20 protein-coding genes and 1 tRNA gene are annotated in these 23,717 nt (G+C 36.0%); 9 read left to right on the top strand and 12 right to left on the bottom strand.

Annotation, left to right across the window (positions count from 1 at the left end; all coding sequences use genetic code 11):
* Positions 1-5 precede the first annotated feature (5 nt).
* Both AC3QLY_RS14395 and AC3QLY_RS14390 read left to right on the top strand, forming a co-directional pair.
* Positions 6-533: a YfiT family bacillithiol transferase gene (locus AC3QLY_RS14395; protein WP_288095716.1), complete on the top strand. Its 528-nt coding sequence runs from the start codon at positions 6-8 to the stop codon at positions 531-533.
* Entirely contained in the window at positions 533-1,093 is a 561-nt protein-coding gene (locus AC3QLY_RS14390) for an NUDIX hydrolase (protein WP_288095719.1), read from the top strand. Before AC3QLY_RS14395 ends, AC3QLY_RS14390 begins: the two co-directional genes overlap by 1 nt.
* Here the strand turns inward: AC3QLY_RS14390 and AC3QLY_RS14385 are convergent.
* Entirely contained in the window at positions 1,090-2,397 is a 1,308-nt protein-coding gene (locus AC3QLY_RS14385; protein ID WP_218330341.1) for a bifunctional folylpolyglutamate synthase/dihydrofolate synthase, read from the bottom strand. The two genes, AC3QLY_RS14390 and AC3QLY_RS14385, sit on opposite strands and share 4 nt — an antisense overlap.
* A gap of 14 nt (positions 2,398-2,411) precedes the next feature.
* Complete coding sequence (locus AC3QLY_RS14380; RefSeq protein WP_218330342.1) at positions 2,412-3,305, bottom strand: hypothetical protein; 894 nt, start codon at positions 3,303-3,305, stop codon at positions 2,412-2,414.
* Positions 3,306-3,559: 254 nt separating this feature from the next.
* On the opposite strand from AC3QLY_RS14380, the gene AC3QLY_RS14375 reads away from it, so the two are divergent.
* Entirely contained in the window at positions 3,560-3,997 is a 438-nt protein-coding gene (locus AC3QLY_RS14375) for a YqaE/Pmp3 family membrane protein (protein ID WP_218330343.1), read from the top strand.
* Between the two features lie 244 nt (positions 3,998-4,241).
* Entirely contained in the window at positions 4,242-5,672 is a 1,431-nt protein-coding gene (locus AC3QLY_RS14370) for a type III PLP-dependent enzyme domain-containing protein (protein ID WP_218330344.1), read from the top strand.
* A 71-nt stretch (positions 5,673-5,743) separates the two neighbouring features.
* Here AC3QLY_RS14370 and AC3QLY_RS14365 read toward each other — a convergent pair whose 3' ends face one another.
* From AC3QLY_RS14365 to AC3QLY_RS14355, 3 genes are read right to left on the bottom strand one after another with little or no spacing between them, the layout of a single operon-like run.
* Entirely contained in the window at positions 5,744-7,336 is a 1,593-nt protein-coding gene (locus AC3QLY_RS14365) for an OstA-like protein (protein ID WP_074420451.1), read from the bottom strand.
* 52 nt (positions 7,337-7,388) lie between these two features.
* Positions 7,389-8,402 carry an MlaD family protein gene (locus AC3QLY_RS14360; protein ID WP_074419642.1) on the bottom strand — a complete coding sequence of 338 codons (1,014 nt, stop codon included), beginning with the start codon at positions 8,400-8,402 and terminating at the stop codon, positions 7,389-7,391.
* 51 nt (positions 8,403-8,453) lie between these two features.
* Entirely contained in the window at positions 8,454-9,398 is a 945-nt protein-coding gene (locus AC3QLY_RS14355) for an N-acetylmuramoyl-L-alanine amidase family protein (RefSeq protein ID WP_074420452.1), read from the bottom strand.
* A 147-nt stretch (positions 9,399-9,545) separates the two neighbouring features.
* On the opposite strand from AC3QLY_RS14355, the gene AC3QLY_RS14350 reads away from it, so the two are divergent.
* Positions 9,546-12,188 carry a putative LPS assembly protein LptD gene (locus tag AC3QLY_RS14350; protein ID WP_287100677.1) on the top strand — a complete coding sequence of 881 codons (2,643 nt, stop codon included), beginning with the start codon at positions 9,546-9,548 and terminating at the stop codon, positions 12,186-12,188.
* An 8-nt stretch (positions 12,189-12,196) separates the two neighbouring features.
* On the opposite strand, the gene AC3QLY_RS14345 is transcribed toward AC3QLY_RS14350, so the two are convergent.
* Together AC3QLY_RS14345 and ung are read right to left on the bottom strand one after the other, a co-directional pair.
* Complete coding sequence (locus AC3QLY_RS14345) at positions 12,197-12,949, bottom strand: lysophospholipid acyltransferase family protein (RefSeq protein WP_074418155.1); 753 nt, start codon at positions 12,947-12,949, stop codon at positions 12,197-12,199.
* A 19-nt stretch (positions 12,950-12,968) separates the two neighbouring features.
* Positions 12,969-13,640 (bottom strand): uracil-DNA glycosylase, encoded by a 672-nt coding sequence (gene ung / locus AC3QLY_RS14340; RefSeq protein WP_074418154.1) that lies wholly within the window; start codon positions 13,638-13,640, stop codon positions 12,969-12,971.
* A 59-nt stretch (positions 13,641-13,699) separates the two neighbouring features.
* Between ung and AC3QLY_RS14335 the strand changes: the two genes are divergently transcribed.
* Positions 13,700-13,773, top strand: a tRNA-Arg gene (locus AC3QLY_RS14335).
* 94 nt (positions 13,774-13,867) lie between these two features.
* Here AC3QLY_RS14335 and AC3QLY_RS14330 read toward each other — a convergent pair.
* Complete coding sequence (locus AC3QLY_RS14330; RefSeq protein ID WP_074418153.1) at positions 13,868-15,133, bottom strand: MFS transporter; 1,266 nt, start codon at positions 15,131-15,133, stop codon at positions 13,868-13,870.
* A 194-nt stretch (positions 15,134-15,327) separates the two neighbouring features.
* On the opposite strand from AC3QLY_RS14330, the gene hutH reads away from it, so the two are divergent.
* Positions 15,328-16,827 carry a histidine ammonia-lyase gene (hutH, locus tag AC3QLY_RS14325; protein ID WP_074418152.1) on the top strand — a complete coding sequence of 500 codons (1,500 nt, stop codon included), beginning with the start codon at positions 15,328-15,330 and terminating at the stop codon, positions 16,825-16,827.
* Here the strand turns inward: hutH and AC3QLY_RS14320 are convergent.
* Positions 16,816-18,501: a T9SS type B sorting domain-containing protein gene (locus tag AC3QLY_RS14320; protein ID WP_287100676.1), complete on the bottom strand. Its 1,686-nt coding sequence runs from the start codon at positions 18,499-18,501 to the stop codon at positions 16,816-16,818. The genes hutH and AC3QLY_RS14320 overlap by 12 nt on opposite strands.
* A 236-nt stretch (positions 18,502-18,737) precedes the next feature.
* Here AC3QLY_RS14320 and AC3QLY_RS14315 point away from each other — a divergent pair, with 236 nt between their 5' ends.
* Together AC3QLY_RS14315 and tilS are read left to right on the top strand one after the other, a co-directional pair.
* Positions 18,738-20,399 (top strand): glutamine--tRNA ligase/YqeY domain fusion protein, encoded by a 1,662-nt coding sequence (locus tag AC3QLY_RS14315; RefSeq protein WP_218330350.1) that lies wholly within the window; start codon positions 18,738-18,740, stop codon positions 20,397-20,399.
* Positions 20,400-20,436: 37 nt separating this feature from the next.
* A complete protein-coding gene (tilS, locus tag AC3QLY_RS14310) occupies positions 20,437-21,789 on the top strand; it encodes a tRNA lysidine(34) synthetase TilS (RefSeq protein WP_492989898.1) in 1,353 nt (450 codons plus the stop codon).
* Here the strand turns inward: tilS and AC3QLY_RS14305 are convergent.
* The 3 genes from AC3QLY_RS14305 to AC3QLY_RS14295 form a co-directional block, all read right to left on the bottom strand.
* Positions 21,777-22,415, bottom strand: coding sequence for a rhomboid family intramembrane serine protease (locus tag AC3QLY_RS14305; protein WP_492989897.1), 639 nt, complete (start codon positions 22,413-22,415; stop codon positions 21,777-21,779). The two genes, tilS and AC3QLY_RS14305, sit on opposite strands and share 13 nt — an antisense overlap.
* Before the next feature lie 20 nt (positions 22,416-22,435).
* Complete coding sequence (locus AC3QLY_RS14300) at positions 22,436-22,909, bottom strand: 23S rRNA (pseudouridine(1915)-N(3))-methyltransferase RlmH (protein WP_218330352.1); 474 nt, start codon at positions 22,907-22,909, stop codon at positions 22,436-22,438.
* 69 nt (positions 22,910-22,978) lie between these two features.
* Positions 22,979-23,632, bottom strand: a complete 654-nt coding sequence (locus AC3QLY_RS14295) for a hypothetical protein (RefSeq protein ID WP_074418148.1) — start codon at positions 23,630-23,632, stop codon at positions 22,979-22,981.
* Between the last annotated feature and the right edge of the window lie 85 nt (positions 23,633-23,717).

The following is a 23,717-nucleotide window of genomic DNA, read 5'->3' as shown; positions in this document are numbered from 1 at the left end:
CCACTATGCAAAAAGATGAGCGTTACCCAATTGGGAAATATGAACCGAAGCCATTTTCTGAGGTGCAAAAAATTGAATGGTTAAGAGATATTCAGTTATTGCCCGAAGAACTGGAAAGAGCTGTACAAACATTCGATGCAGTTCAATTAAACACAGCATATCGCGATGGTGGATGGACGGTGAAGCAATTGATACACCATGTAGCAGACAGCCACATGAATGCCTACATCAGATTTAAATTGGGTTTAACAGAATTAAAACCTGTTATTAAACCTTATGAAGAAAAAGCCTGGGCATTACTGGCAGATAATGAAACGGTACCTGTTAATGTTTCACTAACACTATTGCATGTTTTGCATAGAAGATGGTATGCAGCAATAAAAGATTTATCACAACAGGATTTTGAACGAACTGTTATTCATCCCGAACAAGGAAGAGAAATGAGTTTGTGGTTGTTATTAGGTTTATATGCCTGGCATGGAAAACATCATACAGCGCATATTATATCACTCAAAGAAAGAATGAACTGGTAATGGAAAGAGATTTAACCTGGAAAACGCTTTCTTCTACATACTTATTAAAAGACACCTGGGCCACTATTCGAAAAGATGCCTGCATGTTGCCGAATGGTAAAATCATAAACCCTTATTATGTGTATGAATTTCCGGATTGGGTAACGGCTTTTGCACTGACGAAGGATGGTAAAGTAATTTTGGAAAAACAATACCGCCATGCTTTAGGCCGAACTGATATTGAAACGCCAGGTGGATGTATTGATGCCACCGATGCATCACCGGAAGCGGCCATACAAAGAGAATTGTTAGAAGAAACGGGATATCAGTTTACTCATTTTCAAAAATTAGGTGTTACTTCCGCCAATCCATCTACCAACGATAACATCATGCATCTATTTTTAGCAACAGGTGGTGAAAAAGTAGCTGCTCAAAATTTTGATTCCGGTGAAGATTTAGAGGTATTTCTGGCTAATATTGCTGAAATAAAACAAATGATTCGGGCAAACAAAATTATACAAAGTATGCATATAACCTGTATCATGCTTGCATTAGAACAATTAGGAGAACTGTATTTTTAAAGTGATATAAATTTTTCTTTATCTATTTCTGCAATTAAAAATACACTGCCACAAACCACAATTAAATCATTTTTCCCGGCCTGTTGAATAGCAGCACGAACAGCTTCATTTACCTGCGAATAAGTTTTGCCCTTTAAACCAAATATGCTTGCTTTTTCCAATAAAATATCTGCTGCCAAAGCTCTGGGAATATGTGCCTGTGTAAAATAATAACTGGCTTGTTTTGGTAACAACTTTAAAACTGTATCGGCATCTTTATCTTTTACCATACCAAAAACCAAGTGTAAATGCCGGTATTGGCTGATGGCAATTTGTTGCAATAGTTGTTGTATACCCGCTTCATTATGTGCCACATCTGCAATAACGTTGGGCTGTTGCTGTAATAATTCCCATCGGCCATGTAAGCCGGTAATTTTTTTTGTATGTGCAAGTGCTTTTTGCACAACCGATTCCTGCAAATTCCATCCATTTTTATTCAGTTGTTGTATGGATGTTAAAACTGTAATCAGATTATTGGTTTGGTATAGCCCGGGTAAATCTAAAGTATATGTTTCATGCAGGCCACTATTATTATTTTTAATGGTTACCGTAAGTGTTTCTAAGGTTTGTTGATATTTGAAAAGCGAAAACTGTTCCTGAGCAAAAATGATCGGGGCATTATTTTGTTTGGCGCTGTTTTCAAAAACAGATTTTGTTTCGGGAATTACTTCTCCAATTACTACCGGAATATTTTTCTTGATGATACCTGCTTTTTCTGATGCAATGGCTTCTAAAGTATTGCCGAGTAAATTCATATGGTCCCAGCCAATATTGGTAATAACAGAGAGTTCCGGTAAAATTATATTTGTACTGTCCAATCTTCCGCCCAAACCCGTTTCAATCACTGCAATATCAACCTGTTGTTTCGAAAAATAATCAAAAGCCATGGCAACGGTAATTTCAAAAAAAGAAGGTTGAATGGATTGAATAGCCGGAATCATTTGCTCGGTAAAAGATACAATAAATTCTTCTGAACACAGGTTGCCATTTACTTTAATGCGTTCTCTAAAATCTTTTAAATGTGGCGAAGTGTATAAGCCTGTTTTATAACCTGCAGTTTGCAAAATAGCAGCCAACATATGGCTGGTACTTCCTTTACCATTGGTGCCGGCAATATGAATGGTTTTAAAATGCTGTTGTGGATTCCTTAATTTTTCACATAGCAATAGGGTGTTGGTTAAATCTTTTTTGTAAGCAGATTCGCCTTGTTTACTGAACATAGGCAATTGCTCATATAAGTAGGCGATTGTTTCCCTGTAATTCATATACTTGGTAATAATTAACCATTCAATTTAAAGCTAAATACAATGGTGCCTGTTTGGTTATCAGTATCGCCTGCATTCAATTTTAATAATTTTGCTTTCTTCAAGGCAATGCTTCGAATATTTTGGTTGGTAGTAGTAGTACCTCTGGGGTTAATACTGGCCTGAATCACTTGTCCGCTTTTGTTCACTGTAATATCAACAGCAACTTTTGCAGGTTCATTGAAATCATCTTCAAAACTGGGTAGTTTGGTAAAATGTCTGCCTTCCAACCCATTTCTAATGCTTACACCGCTGGTACCACCGCCTCCGTTTCCGATATAACTGTCGCTATTGGGGTTGCCATTGGGCTTGCCCTGATCACCTTTGCCGCCGGCAATGCCTTGGTTATATACTCCGTTATAAGAATCGGCACCATTACCGCTGGAAGTAGTAGATGTACCACCTTTAAACAAAGCTTTAGGTTTGGGTAGTGCCGGAGTAGGTTTTATAACTGTGTTTTCAGAAATTTTTCTGTGTAAAACCGTAGGATTGTGGTTCAATGGTTTTTTGGGATTCACTTTTTTTTCTAACGTGCCAACGGCTTCATCATTTTCATTGGTTACTTCATTGGCCAATACCTCAGGAGTGGATTGTATTTGTTTGGATGGGGGTGGTGTTTTTAACTGTTCATCCTGATTTAAGGAAGGGTTATCCTGCATCTGTGGCGCAATATTGCCCAAACCTGTTTCGCTGTTTCCTAAGTTTACTTCTATTCCATCTTCTGTAACCGGTGGTGGAATTTGAGGCAAAGTCCATTTTAGAAAAAAGAACAGCAAAAAGATACCGATACAAATTAGTAAGGTATATGCAGCTGCTTTCCAGTTTTTTTCTATTTCAAAATTTTGATACACTATGGTGGAATTGTTCATACAAAGTTATCTTATTTTATCAGCTAATTCCAATTGTTGAAAATTACTGATGGAACGTTTAGTTCAGCACATCTATTGTGCTAAAATTGGTTAATAGAACGCTAAACTCTTTTGTTTTTAATCGGATTTGATTCCTTTTCTCAAATAAAAAGAAATAATATATTTTATAATGATAAAATAATGTACCATTTCAACAAAACAGTGTAATTTACAGGCAAATACTAACTTCTTTTTAACAATAAAACTAACTGTTTATGTTACGCAAAATAATTTTCATCGTTCCATTTTGGATGCTATGCATGATAGCATTTACACCTTCAATGGCATCCAGCCTGCCTTTTAAGCCAGGTAATGGTGGTACCGATTCTGCCGGAAAAGGCGGGGCTACGCTAAATAGTGCTGTTTTACATAATGCATTAGCCGAGTTTAAAAGCTTATCGCATAAAGAAAAAAAATTCAGAATCAAAGAATCAAAAGCTTTATTAAAGCAATACAAAGCAGAAAAAAAGGCAGGGACTTCAACTGATACCAACACTCTTTTATTGGTAATTTTAGCCATTTTATTACCACCATTAGCCGTGTATTTGCATGAAGATGCTATTAACACTAAGTTCTGGATTGATTTAATTTTGACTTTATTGTTCTTCCTGCCCGGTATTATTTATGCTTTGATTGTAATTTTGGGCGGATGATATTTTAAATATTATTTATATAAACCGGCAGCTAAAATTTATCTGTCGGTTTTTTTGTGAAATTTCAAATAACTGTTTGCAAAGAAACGGCTGCTTGTAACTTTAAATATTTGCATAAGTGCGGCTTAGTCAAATTAATAAAAGTACTTATCGCAAAATTTTTATTATTTGGGTTCGAACTTCCATTATTTTTGCAACTTATTTGTAAGCAATTTCTTCATTTTTTAAAAACCATCGTTCTTCAATGAACAATACCTACACCTCGCTGGTTCAACAAACTTTTCATTTTCCGCAGGAAGGATTTAACGTAAACGATGATGGCTATCTCACTTTTAATGGCTTAGATCTTAAGGCATTAATAGATAAGTATGGCACTCCCATGAAACTTACCTATTTACCCAAAATAGGCATGCAGATTAACAAAGCAAAAGCCATGTTTCAGTCTGCTTTTAAAAAGCATAAGTATGAAGGAGAGTATTTTTATTGTTATTGTACCAAAAGTTCTCATTTTTCTTTTATTGTTGAAGAAGCATTGAAACACAATATTAATCTGGAAACCTCTTATGCTTATGATATTGAGATTATTAACCGGTTATACGAACGCAGAAAAATAAATAAAGATATATTTATCATTTGTAACGGATACAAGCAAAAAGCCTATACCAGTCGTATTGCCAAACTGATTAATACAGGGTTTAAGAATGTTATTCCAATTTTAGATAATAAAGAAGAATTACAGGCTTATAAAAAAAGTGTAAAACAACCTTTTAAATTAGGTATTCGGGTGGCAGCAGAAGAAGAACCATCTTTTCCTTTTTATACTTCGCGTTTAGGTATGCGAGCTAAAGATATTTTAGAGTTTTATGTAGATGAAATAGAAGGTTTTGAAGATAAGTTTCAACTAAAAATGCTGCATATTTTTTTGAATAAAGGCATTAAAGATGATATTTATTACTGGAGTGAATTGAACAAAATTATTAACCTGTATTGCCAGTTGAAGAAGATTTGTCCGGAGTTAGATTCTATCAATATTGGCGGTGGTTTCCCCATTAAACATTCATTGGGCTTTGAATATGATTATCAGTTCATAATTAATGAAATTGTTGGCAATATTAAAAAAGCCTGCAAAAAAGCCAAAGTGCCCATGCCCAATATCTATACTGAATTTGGCAGTTTTACAGTGGGGGAGAGTATGGCACATATTTACAGTGTTACAGGCCAGAAAATTCAGAACGACCGGGAGTGTTGGTATATGATTGATTCATCTTTCATCACTACATTACCTGATACATGGGGAATAGGTGAAAAATTTTTAATGCTGCCCATTAATAAATGGGAAAATGAATACCATAGGGTAGTTTTAGGTGGAATAACCTGCGATAGTCATGATTATTACGACAGTGAAGAACACATTAACGAAGTATTCTTACCTAAAATTTCTTCGCCTGAAAAAGAAAATGAGCAAAACAATAAAGAACCCCTGTATGTAGGTTTCTTTCATACAGGTGCCTATCAGGATCAAATTAGTGGTTATGGAGGCATTAAACATTGTTTAATTCCTTCACCAAAGCATGTAATTGTTGAATATGATAAAAGCGGTAAACTGATTGACTGGCTGTATGCAAAAGAACAATCTGCACAAAGCATGTTAAAAATACTGGGTTATTTAAAATAGTATTTATAACTATAAAAATCACTATTAAAACCTCCTTTTAACCGGTCGGTTTTTTTAATGGATTGTATTTTCTATTCTGTATTTGAAAATATGGAAAACTTACTTTTGGGCCTTAGCTGATCCTGCCATTTAAAACCTCGAACCCTGAGCGATGCATGATCTACCTGATTCATAGGGTTCATATCACCTTTTAAATCGTTGATAAATACAACTTTTTGAATTTCACCATTATCAAAATAAGCATCAATAACGCTGCAGGTTGATTTGTTTACTCCAATAAATTTATGGTTATCATCTTCCACATAGTAAACATTATCTGCCGGTGTGCCACGAGTGGTTAAATAATTAATTCTGCCATCTGAAAAAAATGCATGCATGATGTTGCCACGTACCTGGTTATAATAGCCGGTTCCTACTTTACTGATGGTTAAAGCATTTTCAAATACAGTTAACTCTTTTGGTTTTTTATTGGCCAGAAACAAATAAATAGTATCGCCTGTAATTTGATTTTCATTTGACCATACAATGGGTTGGGTAAACAAACGAAAAGCAGAATCATGCAGGGAATAAAATAAACTATCGCCCACTGCCTGCAATGAATCAGAAAATATTTTTACATGGTGGTAGGCTTCAATGTAACGATTGGTACTGCTATCTTTCAATGCTTCAGCACTATCTATCAGTAATCGATTAGCAGCTCCCAATGAATCTCTGATAATCGGTACTGCTCTGGTTTTGGTTAATGTTGAAAGCCTTCCCGATTTTAATGTATCTGCCCCAACATAAATGCTGTCTTTTTCTTGCTTAATGAGTAATATGGGCTGCTCTGTAGCTAAAAACGCATCTTCTTTTTTATTGGTTTTTATATTATTGGCAATAATATCGTACCCCCCTATTGAGTCTTTACTTCTATAAACAGCATTGCCTTGAAATTCGCCCAAACCGGTACTATCATTAAATGCCATGTAATCTGAAGTAAAGGTATAAGTGCTGTCGTCAATAAATGGCCGTTTACCGAAATTAGCAATTTTATGCTTTAAATCGTAATAACCATCACTTACTTTAATGGTTCTGTTGCCGTTAATAACTTTGGAGGGTGAAACAAAAGTAGTAATGTTGGTATTAATGTTGTACAAAAGTGTATCGGTATAAATTTTATATTCCGGGTCAATCAATACCACATTCTTTTTAAATATTACATCCCGAGTATCACCATAATAAGTTCCTTCTTTACTGGTTAAAACTGTTTTACCATTCACAACTTTTCCGCCATTGGTATAATTGCCTATTTTAATTTGTGTATCATATTCTAATTCATTGGTGGTTAATACCCCTTTACCATCGGTCAATTTTACTTTATTTTTTAAAAAAGCTTTTTTTTCTTTTCCCAGATATTTCAGGTATTGCGAATAGGTTTGAACACTGTCGGCATCATTTATATGTACCTTGCCAAAAGCTTCCAAAATATTTTGCTTTTGGTCTAATACAATGCTATCTGCATAAAATAAAGTTTTACCCTGCTGTACTTCAGCATGACCCACCAGAGCTATAAATTGCCCCAGTGTGTCTTTATTTTGAAAGTTGTATGTATCCGCATAAATAATGGTAATTGTTTTTTTACCGGTGGTATCTGCAGTATTGGTTTGTGCCTGTACTATGCCCATGAAAAACAATAACAGGCATGTAATTATACTTAATTTTAGAAAAGGCATGTGTTTATTTATGCTGTTGTTGAACTGAAGTATCATTCAATGGTGCTATTAGCGGTCCCGACTTGTCTTTTCGGCCAAAAACAGAAATGTTTACATATCGTTTAGGATGTGCTCTCAGATCGTCCATTAAAATATTGGCACTACGAACCGTATTATTCAAATTATTGTACAATTGTTTATCATTCAGCAACAAACCCAATGAACCATCACCCGAATTAATTTTATTCAATGCATTATTTAAATTGGCAATAGTGGTTTTAAGTTCATTAATAGTGCCTTTCATATCAGCATCGGCTAATTGTTGGGTGGCAGCTTCTACATGTGAAAGCGATTGTGTAATTTTTTCATTGTTATCGCTTAAATTTTTAGTAAAGCTATTTACGTTATTCATAGTTTGCACAATAGCTCCACTTTGCTTGTCCAGCATTTTTTGAATAGCAACTGACGATATAGCTAAACTTGCGGTAGTTTTATTGATATTGGCAATTACTTCTTGTAGATTGTGTTTGGTGTGTGGATCGAAAATGGTGTTGATATTATTGAGCACGCTATCTAATGAATGTAAAGTAGTAGTTAATTGTGCACTAATGGGATTGATTTTATCGCCTATCTGGCCCAGTAATCCAGGGTTAGAGCTGGTTAGTAATGTATCACCGGATTGTAAATAAGTATTGCTGTTACCCAACTGAATATCAATACTGGGGGCACCTAAAAAACCTTCTTTAATGGAGGCAACCGAGTTGTTAGGAATATTATAACTACTTTTTAGCTTAATGGCAATGATGATACTTTTTAAATCGCGGTCAGCATTTTCAATATCAAAAACACTACCAATTTGATAGCCATTGATATAAACAGGGTTAGATACCATGATGCCTTTTGCATTGGGATATTTGGCATATAAAAAATTGCCCGTTTTAAATACACTATGCCCCTTTAAAAAATTAAAGCCCAATATCAGCAAAGTAATGGCAATAGCAGTTAGTGCACCTACTTTTGTTTCGTTCGAAATCTTCATAAACGCAAATCTAAGGGTTATTATGGAAGCTTAATATTATGGAAAGTAGTATTATTTTGGGTTTTGTGCAGTGCCATTTACCTGCATTTTATTTTCTAAAGAAAATTTGTAGCGTTTTACGGCTCTGGCAATGGCTTCTGCAATTTCCTGTTGTCCGGTTTGACTGTTTAAATAATCTTCTTCTTCCGGATTGGAAAGAAAGCCTGTTTCTACCAAAATAGCCGGCATGGCTACCGCTTGTAAAACCCAAATACCTTTTCCTCGCTGTTTGGCTTCGCGACTTACTCTGCCCATTTTTGTAAACTCATCTTCTACCGTTAAAGCCAAACTCTGGCTGCGTTCTGCATATTGTTGTGTTTTTAAGGAATACAATACAATTTTTGCAGGATCATTTGGATCAAAATCTTTCATTTCATTGGCCAGTGTACTATCCATGTATAAAGATTCATTTTCTCTCAATGCTTTCTCTTTATCATCGTTTTTATCTACACCCCAGATGTAAGTTTCAGTGCCTTTAGCAGGGTTTGGAGTTGTATAAGTTTTGTAAGCTTTTACTTTTCTGGTATATTTTTTCCCCTTTCTGTGGTAGGTTTGTGTTTTATAACCAATAAATTCACTATGCCTGATAGGATCCCCATAGTTGCAGTGTATAGAAATAAATAAATCGCCTTTTGCCTGATTGGCTTTAATAGCTTTTACTTTTACGTTATCATAAACATCAGTAGTTCTTGTCATATATACATCTATATCCGGCATTTGTTTATGAATTTCTTTTTCTAATTTCAATGCAACAGCTAATGCAATATCTTTTTCGTGAGAATATTTACCTGAGGCACCAAAATCACTGCCACCATGCCCGGGATCAATTACAATTCTTTTTAAAACCGGTTTTGGACCCGGTTGTTGGGCATTTTTTTGAATGGGGTAGGCAAAAGATGCGAAAATTAAAATACACCAAAAACTTATCAATCCAGGTACTGCAATTTTTTTTATCATTCGTTCAAACGTTAAAGGAATTATAGTAATAGAACTATTTAATGTGAAGCACCTATTTTTGCTCCAGTTATTATGAGATTACGCGGTAAAATTAACGTAAAAACCCTTGCGGGGTGTATAGCTTTTGGCATAATACTCCTGATTTCAATGAATTTGAATGCTTTTAACACGCCCCCAAAATTTTTTTTCAATTCATTAACAGCATTTTCTGATACCATTCCAACAATTGATACAACTCAACAATTGGGGGATACGGTGGTTGTACGTGGCAAAAACAACAGTTCACGTAATTCCAAAGATTCCAGTGGTATTGCAAAAACTGACACCCTGCAACTTTCCAAAGATTCTTTAGATGCACCGGTACATTATGCCGCTGCTGATTCGGGTGTATTGCTCATTCCATCCAAACAATTCATTTTATATGGCAAGGCAGATGCAAAATATAAAGATATAGAATTGCAGGCGGCCATCATTAATTATAACCAGCAATCACAATTGGTAAGGGCTTATGGATTGAATGATACTTCCACGAATTTAGATACCAAGCCCAAATTAACACAGGGCGATTCAAAATCGATCAGTGATTCTATTTTATTTGACCTAAAAACCATGAAGGGCCGCACCACCAACAGCTTTTTTAATGAAGGCGAATTGTTTGTGCATGCCGATGTATTAAAAAAAGAAGGGAAAGATATTTTTTATGGTTACAGAGGCCGGTTTACCACCTGTAATTTAGATACGCCCCACTTTGCTTTTAGAACACGCAAATTAAAAATGATTAGTAACAAAATAGCAGTTAGCGGCCCTGCATCCCCCGAATTCGAGGGGGTTCCCATTCCAATTGGTATACCTTTTGGAATTTATCCATTATCAACCGGAAGGCACTCGGGTATATTACCGCCTCAGTTTATTGTTAGTCAGGATTTTGGATTGGGGTTAGAAAATTTAGGCTATTACAAAGTGTTGAATGACAATTTTGATGTTACTACTCGTGCTAACATATACTCCTATGGGGGTTATTCATTTACAATTAACCCCAAATATTATGTTCGTTACCATTACCAGGGAGCGTTAAATTTTAGCTTCCAAAGTATTAAGGCCCTAAATCAAAATTATTTAACACCACAGGAGTATAATATTTCTAAATCATTTATGCTAAACTGGACTCATACACGTGATAATAAAGCACGTCCTGGAACCACTTTTAGTGCTAATGTAAACTTTGGTAGTACCAAGTTTAATCAATATGTATTGAACAATCCATTTGTTAATTTTAATAATCAGTTAAATTCATCAATTAGTTATAGTAAAGATTTTGGAGGTAAGTCTAATTTATCCGTAAACTTGAATCACAATCAAAATAGTAATACAGGCTTAGTTAATTTGAATTTGCCTACTGTCAGTTACAATGTGAATACATTTTATCCATTTCAAAAAAAGGAACAGGTGGGTGCACCAAAATGGTGGGAGAGTATTGGTATTGGATATACCGGCAATTTCACCAATCAACTTTCATTTTACGATTCGGCATTTAGTTTTAAAAGATTGTTAGATACAGCCCAGTATGGATTTATACACAATATACCCATTAGCTTAACTTTACCACAATTGGGGCCAGTTACTTTGAGTCCTTCCGTTTCTTATCAGGAAAGATGGTATGGACAAAAAATATTTCGTAATTGGGATAGTATAAACTATCGATTAGATACCAGCATAAGAAAAGGTTTTTTTGCTGCCCGGCAAATGACGTATGGCATCAGCGCCAGCACCCGTATTTTTGGAACGTATCAGTTTAAACATTCCAGCGGTATTCAGGCCATTCGGCATGAAATAAGGCCAACTATTGCCTTAAACTATTCACCAAACATGAATGGCAAATTTTATTACTCCATGAAGGTAGATACGTTTGGCCATGTACTTCGTTTTTCGCAGTTTGATGGAGTGCTGCCCGGTGCATTTCCTGAAGGTGCGTTTGGTGGAATTAGTTTTGGAGTAGATAATTTATTGGAGATGAAAGTGAAAAGCAAAACTGATACCAGCAATAACGGCATTAAAAAAATAAAAATATTAGATGGGTTTGGATTTAACTCATCTTACAATTTATTAGCCGATAGTTTTGCATTGGCACCATTTAATATTTATGCCCGAAGTACTTTATTCGATAAAATAAACATTACGGCCAGTGCAATTTTAGACCCCTATCAGGTGGATCAATTTGGTTTTAGGAAAAATGTGTTTACGTGGAGTGGGAATCATCCCACGTTAGGCAGGTTAACGGGTGGCAATATTGCCATTTCAACGCAGTTTAAAAGCAAATCGAAGGATGGTAAAGATTCGAAAAGTCAGATACCTGTTGATCCCTTTATGACTCCGGAAGAGCAGCAAATGCAATTGCAATATGTGCGTAGTAATCCGGCCGAGTATACCGATTTTAATATCCCGTGGACACTCTCCTTGTCGTATTCACTCAATTTTTCGAAGCAATTGCAGGTTGATTCTTTAAGCAGGTATCAATTTAACACACTAATTTCCTCGAACGTAAACTTTCAAGGCGATTTTAGTTTAACTACCAAATGGAAAGTAGGCGGTACGGGTTATTTTGATTTTAATGCCGGTAAACTGCAACAATTAAGTATGTTTTTAACCCGTGAAATGCACTGTTGGCAAATGTCTATTAATGTAACGCCCATCGGATTATGGCGTTCGTTCAGTATTACACTCAATCCTAAATCGGGTATTTTACGCGATTTGCGCATTAACCGTTCCCGAACTTTTTCAAATTACAACTAATAATCAATTTATTTTTTGAAGGGATGTGCTTCATTGGCTGTATAATAATCCTTCATTATTGAAAATACTTTTTCCTTTAATTCCTGAGCAGATAATTCATCTGCCTCAACCGGAGGTAAAAAATGAAGGGCTAATTTATGCGGCCATAAATAAAATTTTTTATGGATAGGCATGGCTTTTTTGGTATTGAAAATAATAGCAGGAATAATCGGCGCTTTGGTTATTTCAGCCAGTTTAAAAGCACCGTCATAAAACTTTTTAAGCGGTTCGTTGGTTCTGTTTCGGGTTCCTTCGGGGAAGATGCACATGTTCATCCCATCTTTTAAAACTTTCTTCATTTCTTCAAAACTGTGTATACGGCTACGCTCACTTTTTCTTTCAACCAGCACTGAACCTTTTTTATAGTACCATCCAAATATGGGAATTTTTGCAAATGAATTTTTTGCAATGGTTTTATTGGGCGATGGGGTATAGGGTGCCGAAAGTGGCACATCTAACAATGCATTGTGGTTGCAGGTAACGATATAGGCTTTGTTTTTTTCAAAATTTTCACAACCATATACTTTTAATGGGCAGCCAATTAACGGCAACCAGATATTCATCCAATAGCGGGAAAGATCAATAAAAATTTTTTGTCCTCTTTTGCCGGGAATGGCATAGCATAGCATAGAGGGTATGTAAAAAATTAAAAATGTAACAATGAAGGATACAATTCCCCAAAAAGCCCAGATACGGGCAGAAAAGTTCTTTAAATATTGCATTTTAATGTTAGTTTATCATTTAAAGTTTCCAGTCAATGGGCGTTTTGCCCTGTTTCATTAATATTTCGTTGGTTTTACTAAAATGCCTGCATCCAAAAAAACCGTTATGGGCACTAAGTGGAGAAGGATGAGCCGCTTTTAAAATAAAATGTTTATTCGCATCAATATATTGTTGTTTTTCCTGCGCAAATTTTCCCCAAAGCAAAAAAACAATTCCTTTTTTTTGTTCAGAAATTTTTTTTATGGCAGCATCGGTAAAATTCATCCAGCCAATTTTAGCGTGGCTGGCCGCTTCATTGGCACGCACTGTTAATACGGCATTTAACAATAAAACGCCCTGTTTTGCCCAAGGAGTGAGGTTGCCGGTTAAGGGGATGGGCATACCTAAATCGTCTTGTAATTCTTTAAATATATTTTGTAAGGAGGGTGGTGGGGTAATACCATTGGGAACACTAAAACTTAAGCCCATAGCCTGTTGTGGCCCATGATAGGGGTCCTGCCCGATGATGACAACCTTTACTTCCTGAAATGGGGTAGTATTAAACGCATTAAAAATTAAACTACCGGGTGGGTAAATGGTAACTCCGGTAGCTTTTTCTGTTTTTAAATGGGCTACAATTTGCAAAAAATAGGGTTTAGTGAACTCTTTTTGTAACTGTTCTTTCCAACTGTTTTCAATTTTTACGTCCATTTTTTGAAATGTGTTTGGATGCAAACTAATTAAAATTTAGTTTTGCGCCCTAAACATTTGGTTCGGTAGCTCAGCTGGATAGAGCAACTGCCTTCTAAGCAGTAGGTCATTGGTTCGAATCCAATCCGAATCACTACATCAAATTTAAAGGCCTCATCCAAACCGATGAGGTTTTTTTGACCGAAATTGAAATGAATTCAGCATTGTACTTTTATAATTAAGTTTTTTTATTTAAAGGGATTTTTTGGAATATATTTTTCAATGGCAGGGTTCATCACCTTACCCATGCCGGCTTTTTTAAATGCAGGAATAAAAGCAGTAACCGAAATAATTCCTGCAATACCTTCCAGCAACAAAGTAAATGGTGCACTGGTTTTATGCGCTAAATATCCAATTACTAAACTGCCAATGGGCTGAATACCCAGGAATGCCATTACATAATAGCTGATTACTCTGCCTCGCATCCGCTCTTCAACATGGGTTTGTATATAGGTATTGGTAGATGCAATTAATGCCAGCAGTCCACTTTCGCCCAACATAATAATGGCTAATCCAATCCATAAATTTTGCATGTATGAAAAAAATATAATGCAAACAGATGTTAATACATTAGACCATGTAATAATTTTTAAAAAATCTTTACCGGGTTTTAGAGTGGCTACATAAACAGCGCCCATTAATGCTCCTAAACCGGCAATACTATTTAGCCAGCTAAATGTGGTTACGTTGCCTTTAAATACCTGTTGTGCATATACCGGAAATAATGTATTGTAGGGCATTACAAAAAAACTGATTAAGGCTATTAATAAAATAGCCGATCGGATGCCTTTGCTATGTTGTAAATACTGATAACCTTCTTTCAAATTTTCCCAGATGGGCTCCTTAATTGTTTTGGCAGGTGGTACTTTTATTTTCATGAATAGTAACGATACAATTACTGCAATAAAACTTAAAAAATTAATGAAAAAACAAACACCTTCTCCAAAACTACTGAGTAATATGCCTGCAACTGCCGGCCCGGCTAAACGTGCCAATGTAACCATGCTTGAATTTAAAGCAATAGCATTGGGCAAGTCGTCTTTTTTTTCAACCAATACAATCATAAAAGATTGTCGGGCTGGTGTATCGAAAGCATTGATAATGCCCAACAATACACTTAATACTATAATGCTATTGACTGTATGGGTACCTGTTATTACCAATGCTGCTAAAATGCCTGCTTGAATCATAGAGGCGATTTGCGTAAATAGTAAAGTTTTATAACGGCTATGCCTGTCAACATAACTGCCGGCGTAGGGTGATAGCAGTAAAGTTGGTATTTGTCCTGCAAAGGCTACAATACCCAGCATAAAGGCAGAATGTGTTAAAGTATAAATTAACCAGCTTACAACTATCCTTTGCATCCAAGTGCCAATCAGTGATATTGCCTGACCGCCAAAGTATAGTCTGAAATTTCTATACTGCAATGCCCGCATGGAATTAGGTAGCATCATGTAACAGCTTTTGTTCAGAAATAAAAGATGAACGAGAGGTAACAAATATACATTACAATAAAACCATGAACGATTAATGTTTTTGTTGAAGCTGTTTTTTCTTTTTTAATTGACAGAACATTTATTGTGTTGATTACACTCAAATACATTTTCAATATTAGTTTGCCTTACATTTACGCAATAAATGCTGCTATATGAAGTTGCCTGTTTTTACTGTAAACACCGAGTGGATTTTACTTTCAGCAATTGCTACTACCATTCATGAGCAGTTTGAACTGCATATTGACAAAGATGCTCAGGAAAAAGTAATCAGATGTCGTAATTATTTAGATGAGAAAATGCAAAATGCGCAGGCTGCATATTATGGTATTAATACCGGTTTTGGTTATTTGCAAAATGTGCAAATAGATAAAGCAAAAATAGAACAATTACAATATAATTTGTTAATGTCTCATGCCTGCGGAATGGGTGAAGAAGTGCCGGAAGCCATTGTGAAATTAATCTTGTTGTTGAAAATAAAATCGTTGGTGTATGGCCATAGCGGTGTACAATGGGCTACCGTTAAACGCCTGGCTGATATGTATAATGCAGCTGTTTTGCCTGTTGTGTATACCCAGGGTTCTTTGGGAGCATCCGGAGATTTAGCTCCCCTTAGCCATTTAAGTTTGCCTTTAATTGGATTGGGTGAAGTAAAGTATAAAGGCAATAAAATGCCAACAACTAAAGCTTTTGAATTATTGCAGTGGCAGCCGCTTGCTTTGCAAAGTAAAGAGGGTTTGGCTTTAATTAATGGTACTCAGTTTATGAGTGCTTATGGGGTATATTGTATTCATCAATCATATCATTTGTTGCAATGGGCTAATTTTATTGCATCCATTTCGTTCGATGCGTTTCATTGTACAAATGAACCTTTGCAGTCACTGATTCATCAAATCAGAGCGCATAGTGGACAGGTTGCATGCGCTGAAACATTGCGAAAATATTTACAGGATAGTCCAATAGCACTTCAAAAAAAACATCAGGTACAGGATCCTTATTCGTTTAGGTGCATACCCCAGGTGCACGGTGCGACTGCCGATACATTGCATTTTGTACAGGAAACTTTTACACGTGAAATTAATTCGGTAACGGATAATCCAAATATTTTTCCTGATGAGGATACTATTTTAAGCGGCGGAAATTTTCACGGACAGCCATTGGCGTTAGGATTAGATTTCTTGGCAATTGCCATGAGTGAATTAGCCAATATTAGCGAGCGAAGAACGTATCAGCTCATTAGTGGCCAACGTGGGTTGCCTTTGTTTTTGGTAAAAGACCCTGGTTTGAATAGCGGCTTTATGATTCCGCAATACACAGCAGCCGGAATAGTAAGCGAGAATAAACAATTGTGTACACCTGCCAGTGTAGATAGTATTTCATCTTCAAACAATCAGGAAGACCATGTGAGTATGGGGGCCAATGCCGCTACAAAATGTTATCGTGTTATTGAAAATGTAGAAAAAGTGTTGGCCATAGAATTGTTAACTGCGGTTCAGGCATTAACATTTCGACGTCCCGAAACCAGTGCGCCAATTATTGAAAAAGTGATAACTGATTTTAGAAAAGTGGTAACTTTTAATGAAAAAGACCGGGTGCTGCATGACGATATGATGGCTGCCATTCAATTCATAAAAACTTATCATTTACCGGATTAAAACAGTGGTGCCCTTTAAAGCAAACTTTTCTCCGGTTTGGCTATCGGTATAATTCAACGTCCAAATATAGGTACCACTCGGCTGTGCCAAACCATTTACGGTACCATCCCACTTCTGGGTCCAATCTGTTGTTTGAAAAATAATTTGCCCATATCGATTATACACTGAAAAATGCAGGTTAATGGCTTTGTATGCGTTTAACGGATATAAATAATCGTTTAATCCATCTCCATTTGGTGTAAATGCTGATGGTACAGCAATATAGCAATTGGGAACTGCTTTGAGCAGTTTGGTGTAGGTGTTGGTACAACCTGCAGTATCGGTAACTATTAATTGAACCGGATAATTGGTAGTTCGGTTATTGTTGGGATAATTTTGTACAGCAGGCGTTTGTAAGCCGCTGGTTTGTCCGTTGCCAAAATCCCAATACCATTTTGTAATCAACCCAACACTTGAATCTGTAAAGTTTACAGCATCATTCGGGCAAATATAATCGGGTGCTATAAAAAATGCTTTTGGCGGATAATTATCCAATACAATGGTTTTAAAAATACTGTCTGCACAAACGCTGTTAGATGCCACCAATTTAATTTGCTTTTGCCCCAGACTCGGATAAATAATTGCCGGATTTGCATTGGTACTGGTCGTTACATTATCAAAAGTCCATAACCAATCTGTAGCATTTTGCGCCTGTAAAGTATATTGAACGGTATCTGACTGGCAACCATAATGAATGGCATAAGAAAAATCGGCTTTTACCAATTGTTGCGAAGTAATGGTAAAAGAAGATTGAGTACCCAACGGTACCGCATTGAAGCAGTTATCTAACAGCGTATTTCCATCAGAACCCATCAATTGTTGAATACTGTAATTATTAGGAAAAAGCGGTGAATTTAACTGAACAATAATGGAATCTGTATCAAAGCCATTATTACAACCAACACCTAAGGCAGATTGTACAGTGGCAGCCGGAGAAAGTGTAAAATCACTGCCATCGGCAGCAATAGAAGTACATTGAACCGTTTTACTTAATTTAATATACACTTCTTTGCCACCACAAATACCTGAAGCTTTTATATAAGTAGGAATGTTTGGATCTGTAATACTAGCTGTACCACCAGAAAATGATAAACTATATCCGCTTTGGCTGTCAGTATAATGGCTTACCAATAACAAATAGATATGCCCTGCAATAATATTGGGTGGTTTACTAAAGGGCGAAACACCGCCCTGTGCATAGGTGGGTGGGGAAGCACATTGATTGGCTGCTGAAGCAGTATCGGAAGTACCTGTTAAACCACCAACTCCCGACCAGTTGCAGGCTACAAAAAGCGAAGCATTGGTAAATACAGTATTGGGGTCAACACCTGTAATATCAAATATTTGCCAGTCATAATCATCACTTAATGTATTGGGTGTAATCATAAAACCCAGGGTGCCTGATTGGTAACAGGTAAATTTATACCAATAAGGGTTTTTATTGGTGGCTATAAATGCATTATTACAAGGGGGTACGGGTATGGGTGTATTGACGCAAATACCAACAGAGCCTTGTGTGAATGTTTTAACTCCACAAACCGGGAAAGCGCTGGCAGGGGTTTGCCCTTTTAAGGAACAAACACCGCTTTGTGCATCAATAGTAGTTTGCTGCAGGAAAAACAAAACAAAAAGCAAAAAAATATATTTGTGCTGATTCATCAATTTGTAATACGCAGTTTCTTATTAGAATTGCAAAATAGGCTTTCTGCTGCTTTTAGATATGGTTTTAACAATTTTAATATAATAGGTTAAAAGTGCTTTAAAGCGAATTTTCTATAATGCATCAATGAGTATAAATCATTGAACAAAGGCTTGCAGCAAGTTTTATATACGTGTATAACGTACATTTGTCCACTACAACCAACAGAGGTATGAGCGAAGAAAAAAGTTTAAATTTTCTGGAAGAGATTATTGAAGCAGATTTGGCATCGGGTAAATACAAACAAATTATTACCCGATTTCCTCCTGAGCCCAATGGCTATTTGCATATGGGGCATGCAACCAGTATTTGCCTGAATTTTGGACTTACAAAAAAATATGGCGGATACACCAACTTACGATTTGATGATACCAATCCGATAACAGAAGATACGGAATATGTAGAAAGCATTAAAGCAGATATTCGGTGGCTAGGCTTTGAGTGGAAACATGAATTGTATGCCAGCGATTACTTTGAAACATTGTATGGATTTGCTGTTCAGTTAATTCAAAGAGGATTGGCTTATGTAGACGACAGCACCAGTGAGCAAATTGCTGCACAAAAAGGAACCCCTACACAACCGGGCGTAAATAGCCCTTATCGCAACAGAAGTGTAGAAGAAAATCTGCAACTTTTTGAAGCAATGCGCAATGGAAAATATCAGGATGGCGAAAAGGTTTTGCGTGCTAAAATAGATATGGCACATCCCAATATGCTCATGCGTGACCCTTTAATGTATCGCATTAAACATGCACACCACCATCGTACAGGAGATAAATGGTGTATTTATCCTATGTATGATTTTGCACACGGACAAAGTGATAGCATTGAAAATATAACACATTCCATTTGTACATTAGAGTTTGTTCCGCATAGGGAGTTATATGATTGGTTTATTGCGCAATTAGGTATTTACCCATCACATCAATACGAATTTGCTCGCCGTAATCTTTCTTACACGGTAATGAGTAAAAGAAAATTATTGCAATTGGTAAATGAAAAATTAGTAGCCGGTTGGGATGATCCCCGTATGCCAACCATCAGTGCCATGCGCCGCAGAGGATATTTACCTGAAAGCATTCGCGATTTTTGCGATGGTATTGGTGTTGCCAAAAGGGAGAACCTGGTAGACATTGGTTTGTTGGAATTTTATGTACGGGAGCGTTTAAACAAAGTAGCGCTTCGCAGAATGGTTGTTTTTGATCCTTTGAAAATTACCATTACCAATTTTGCTGATGAAACCGAATGGGTTGAAACTGAAAATAATCCTGAAGATCCCAATGCCGGACTTCGCACCATGCCCTTTAGTCGCGAATTGTATATTGAACGGGAAGATTTTATGGAACAGCCACCCAAAAAATATTTCAGGTTAGCACCCGGACAAATGGTACGGTTAAAGAGCGCCTATATAATTCAGTGCAACGAAATAATAAAAGATGCCGCCGGAAATGTAACTGAATTAAAATGTACTTATTTGCCGGTAAGTAAAAGCGGCAACGATACCAGCGGTATTCATGTAAAAGGTACCTTGCATTGGGTAAGTGTAGCGCATGCTGTACCCATAGAAGTAAGGTTGTATGATCGGTTATTTACCGTGGAAAATGTGGATGCTACTGAAGGCGATTTTAAAGATTATTTCAATCCCAAATCTTTAGAAGTGATGCATACGGTATTTGCAGAGCCCGCTTTACAAAATGCAAACATTGCAGAGCGTTATCAGTTTATGCGTAAAGGATATTTTTGTCTCGATAAAGAGTCCAACCCGCAAAAGCTCATATTTAACCGCACGGTGGGTCTTAAAGATACCTGGGCAAAAGAAATGAAAAAAGCATAGCATGCTTTTCAATGTATGGAGGCATTAATTGATATTTATGGATTTACTGCATGCATTTCAGCAAGAATGGAAAAAAAAATTTTCCTATCTACACCCGCAAAACTGCACCATATTGTTGGCAGTGAGTGGTGGAGTTGATAGTATGGTATTGCTTGATTTACTGCATAAAATGGGTTTTACTTTAGCAGTGGCACATGTAAATTTTCAGTTAAGAGGAGAAGAAAGTTATAGAGATGAACGCATAGTGCAGGAAGCCACTCATCACTACCAAACAAAATTTTTTTTGAACAGGGCAGATACCGTAAAATTTGCAGCAACTGAAAAAATTTCTATACAACTTGCAGCAAGGCAGCTACGTTACCAATGGTTTTATGAATTATTAAGCCATTCATTTTTTTCTGAAAAACCCAATGCTGTTATTGTAACTGCACACCATGCTAATGATAACATTGAAACATTACTACATCATTTTTTCAGAGGTACGGGCATTGAAGGCTTACAGGGTATTCCATCTGAAAACACTAAAATTATCCGGCCACTTTTATTTGCTTTTAAAAAAGATATTTTGGCCTATGCGCAGCAAAATCATATTCGTTGGGTGGAAGATTCATCCAATGCAAGTGATCATTATACCCGAAATTTTATCAGGCTGCAACTCCTTCCTATACTACTACAACAATTTCCCAATATTGAAACAGTGCTTATTGAGAACATTCGGCGTTTCTCAGAAGCTGCCGGTTTATATCGGCAGGCTATCGATTTGCATCGAAAAAAATTATTGATACCCAATAAAGATGGATATCAAATTCCCATTGCCTTATTTAAAAAAGCAATTCCTTTTCAAACCGTTTTGTGGGAATTGTGTAAGCCTTTTGGATGCACCCCGCAACAAATGATAGCCGTAGCGCAATTATTAGATGCACAAAATGGAAGTATCCTGCAAACCCCAACCCATCGTTTTATCAGGAATAGAAACTGGTTGCTCATTCAATCATTAACAGAATTGGCTGCAGATTTAATTGTTATACCTGCTTTTATCAATCATGTAGATTTTGCGAATGGGAAATTGCATTTTGAGCAATTAAAGCAACCCAAAAACCTCCAACTTTCGCCGGAAAGTATTGTTGTAGATGAGGCTGCCATTCAGTTTCCGCTGATTTTAAGGAAATGGAAAATAGGCGATTATTTTTATCCTTTTGGCATGCAACACAGAAAGAAAATCAGTCGGTTTTTGATAGATTTAAAGTTGTCTGTGCCTGAAAAGGAGGCTGTTTGGGTATTAGAAATGAATAAAAAAATTATTTGGGTAATTGGATACCGTGCCGATAACCGTTTTCGTTTGTGTACCACCACATCAAACAACTGCATTAAAATTACCTATCTGAAATAGCCGGTAACTTCATTAATAAAATGATTTACAGGATTAAATGAGCTAAGAAATCTGGTGGTAATAATCAAAAATACAATCCCATAAATGGCTCCCCAAAAATGGGCAGAATGATTAATTCTGCTACTGCCTTTTTTGGATAAATAAGCCGAAATACCAAGATAAATTACACCAAATATAAAAGCAGGAAATTCAATAGGAATAAAGATTAAACCCAATGGTTGTGTAGGCGCTAAAAATACAAAAGCAAACACTACTGCCGATACAGCACCCGATGCACCCAAACTTCTGTATGAATTGTTATCTGTATTTTTAAAATAGGTAGGTAATAAACATACCACCAATGAACTGATATACAATATCAAAAACAAGGGTTTGCCTCTATCTCCAAAAATGGTCACAAAAAAACTTTCTATTGCTTCACCAAACATATAAAATGCATACATGTTAAAAGCCAGGTGCATAATGTCTGCATGAATAAAACCGCAGGTAATAAATCGATACCATTGGTGTTGATGAGTGATAGCAGGAGGGTAGAATATCAAATCATCCATCAGCGTGTCATTAGAAAACGCAATGAATGAAACAATACAGGTAACCGCAATGATGATGATGGTGATTGAAATCATACAGATGATTGAGCAGCTATTTAAAGGTGATGATATTTTTCGTTTTTTAAAATAGTACATGCCCGGTATACCTGTTCTGCTAAAATTAGCCGTACCAACATGTGCGGAAAAACTAATTTTGACAGGCTCCACACAAAATCAGCACGGTTTAAAATTACATCATCCACACCAAATGCACCGCCTATTAAAAAAATAATTTTTTTATGACCTGCATTGGCTCTTTGTTGAAAAAATTCGGCCAATGCAACGGAGGTAAATTGTTGCCCTCTTTCATCCAACAAAATCAGATAATCATCTTTTTGTAAAATATTAAGAAGCTTGGTGGCTTCTTCTTTTTTTAATTCAGATACTGACAGTGTGGCCGCATTTTTTACCGGTTTTATGATCACCCATTCAATAGAAAAATAGTTTTGAATGCGTTGGGTAAAATCTTCAATGCCGGCTTGCACAAATGTTTCATGTGGTTTACCTACCGACCAGAATTGAATTTTCATGTTATACTGTTTAAAACCGGATACATTACCATTAGTTGTTGCTAATTGATTGATAACATCAGGTGCTTTTTAAATTTTAATAATTTCATAACTAATTACTAATACATAAATGAATACTATCATTGCAAGAAAAATAAGCAAAAAAACAGGTATTAAGCCAATTAATAAATACAATTTGCTTTTGAACAAATTTTTGAAAGTAAATTGATTACTCATTTCCAACATGTCATCGTTGTGTGCTTTCAAAAAATTGTTTAAAAATTGTTGGTATTGTTGAAATGCCGGATTTAAAACACTTTCAATAATCAATTGAACAGAATCTTTGTTTTGTGGCAGGTGATTGTAATAATAAGCAATAAGTGTATTGTACTTTTTTCTGGCTATTTTTAAACTGTCTAAAATGAATCCGTCGTTTTGGTGTAACAGGTTTTGATTAGAAATACTATCGAAGCGGGCATTGTTTTGTGCAATAACCTGCTGCCAGTTTTCATTTGTATGTTTAGGTGTATTGCTCAATGAAGTTTGCAGGAATAATGACCAATTTGCATTGGATGATTGCAATATATTTTGACTAATGCCATTAAAGCGGGCTTCACTATAAATTAATTTGCTATATTCCTTGTCAATTTTAATGGCAAAAAAATAGTAAAAAATAAATGTAATTAAAAGGGTAAACGATAATAAAGCAATTAAACCCTTCTTTGAAAAAAAGATGGAATCCATAGTATAGTTTTGCGAACTACGAATATAACCAACAAATTAGAATGAAGTTTATCTGCCGGGGTAGTGGTTTAAATTTTCTTACCCC

The organism is Hydrotalea sp. GW822-HT8A01, from assembly GCF_058798575.1.
Note: the sequence above shows the minus strand (reverse complement) of the source record. Positions and strands in the feature narration are given on the sequence as shown.

Bases quoted from the DNA above. Each gene is read 5' to 3' on its own strand.
- AC3QLY_RS14395 (WP_288095716.1), top strand. From the start codon at position 6: ATGCAAAAAGATGAGCGTTACCCAATTGGGAAATATGAACCGAAGCCA.
- AC3QLY_RS14390 (WP_288095719.1), top strand. From the start codon at position 533: ATGGAAAGAGATTTAACCTGGAAAACGCTTTCTTCTACATACTTATTA.
- AC3QLY_RS14385 (WP_218330341.1), bottom strand. From the start codon at position 2,397: ATGAATTACAGGGAAACAATCGCCTACTTATATGAGCAATTGCCTATG.
- AC3QLY_RS14380 (WP_218330342.1), bottom strand. From the start codon at position 3,305: ATGAACAATTCCACCATAGTGTATCAAAATTTTGAAATAGAAAAAAAC.
- AC3QLY_RS14375 (WP_218330343.1), top strand. From the start codon at position 3,560: ATGTTACGCAAAATAATTTTCATCGTTCCATTTTGGATGCTATGCATG.
- AC3QLY_RS14370 (WP_218330344.1), top strand. From the start codon at position 4,242: ATGAACAATACCTACACCTCGCTGGTTCAACAAACTTTTCATTTTCCG.
- AC3QLY_RS14365 (WP_074420451.1), bottom strand. From the start codon at position 7,336: ATGGGCATAGTACAGGCACAAACCAATACTGCAGATACCACCGGTAAA.
- AC3QLY_RS14360 (WP_074419642.1), bottom strand. From the start codon at position 8,402: ATGAAGATTTCGAACGAAACAAAAGTAGGTGCACTAACTGCTATTGCC.
- AC3QLY_RS14355 (WP_074420452.1), bottom strand. From the start codon at position 9,398: ATGATAAAAAAAATTGCAGTACCTGGATTGATAAGTTTTTGGTGTATT.
- AC3QLY_RS14350 (WP_287100677.1), top strand. From the start codon at position 9,546: ATGAATTTGAATGCTTTTAACACGCCCCCAAAATTTTTTTTCAATTCA.
- AC3QLY_RS14345 (WP_074418155.1), bottom strand. From the start codon at position 12,949: ATGCAATATTTAAAGAACTTTTCTGCCCGTATCTGGGCTTTTTGGGGA.
- ung (WP_074418154.1), bottom strand. From the start codon at position 13,640: ATGGACGTAAAAATTGAAAACAGTTGGAAAGAACAGTTACAAAAAGAG.
- AC3QLY_RS14330 (WP_074418153.1), bottom strand. From the start codon at position 15,133: ATGATGCTACCTAATTCCATGCGGGCATTGCAGTATAGAAATTTCAGA.
- hutH (WP_074418152.1), top strand. From the start codon at position 15,328: ATGAAGTTGCCTGTTTTTACTGTAAACACCGAGTGGATTTTACTTTCA.
- AC3QLY_RS14315 (WP_218330350.1), top strand. From the start codon at position 18,738: ATGAGCGAAGAAAAAAGTTTAAATTTTCTGGAAGAGATTATTGAAGCA.
- tilS (WP_492989898.1), top strand. From the start codon at position 20,437: ATGGATTTACTGCATGCATTTCAGCAAGAATGGAAAAAAAAATTTTCC.
- AC3QLY_RS14305 (WP_492989897.1), bottom strand. From the start codon at position 22,415: ATGATTTCAATCACCATCATCATCATTGCGGTTACCTGTATTGTTTCA.
- AC3QLY_RS14300 (WP_218330352.1), bottom strand. From the start codon at position 22,909: ATGAAAATTCAATTCTGGTCGGTAGGTAAACCACATGAAACATTTGTG.
- AC3QLY_RS14295 (WP_074418148.1), bottom strand. From the start codon at position 23,632: ATGGATTCCATCTTTTTTTCAAAGAAGGGTTTAATTGCTTTATTATCG.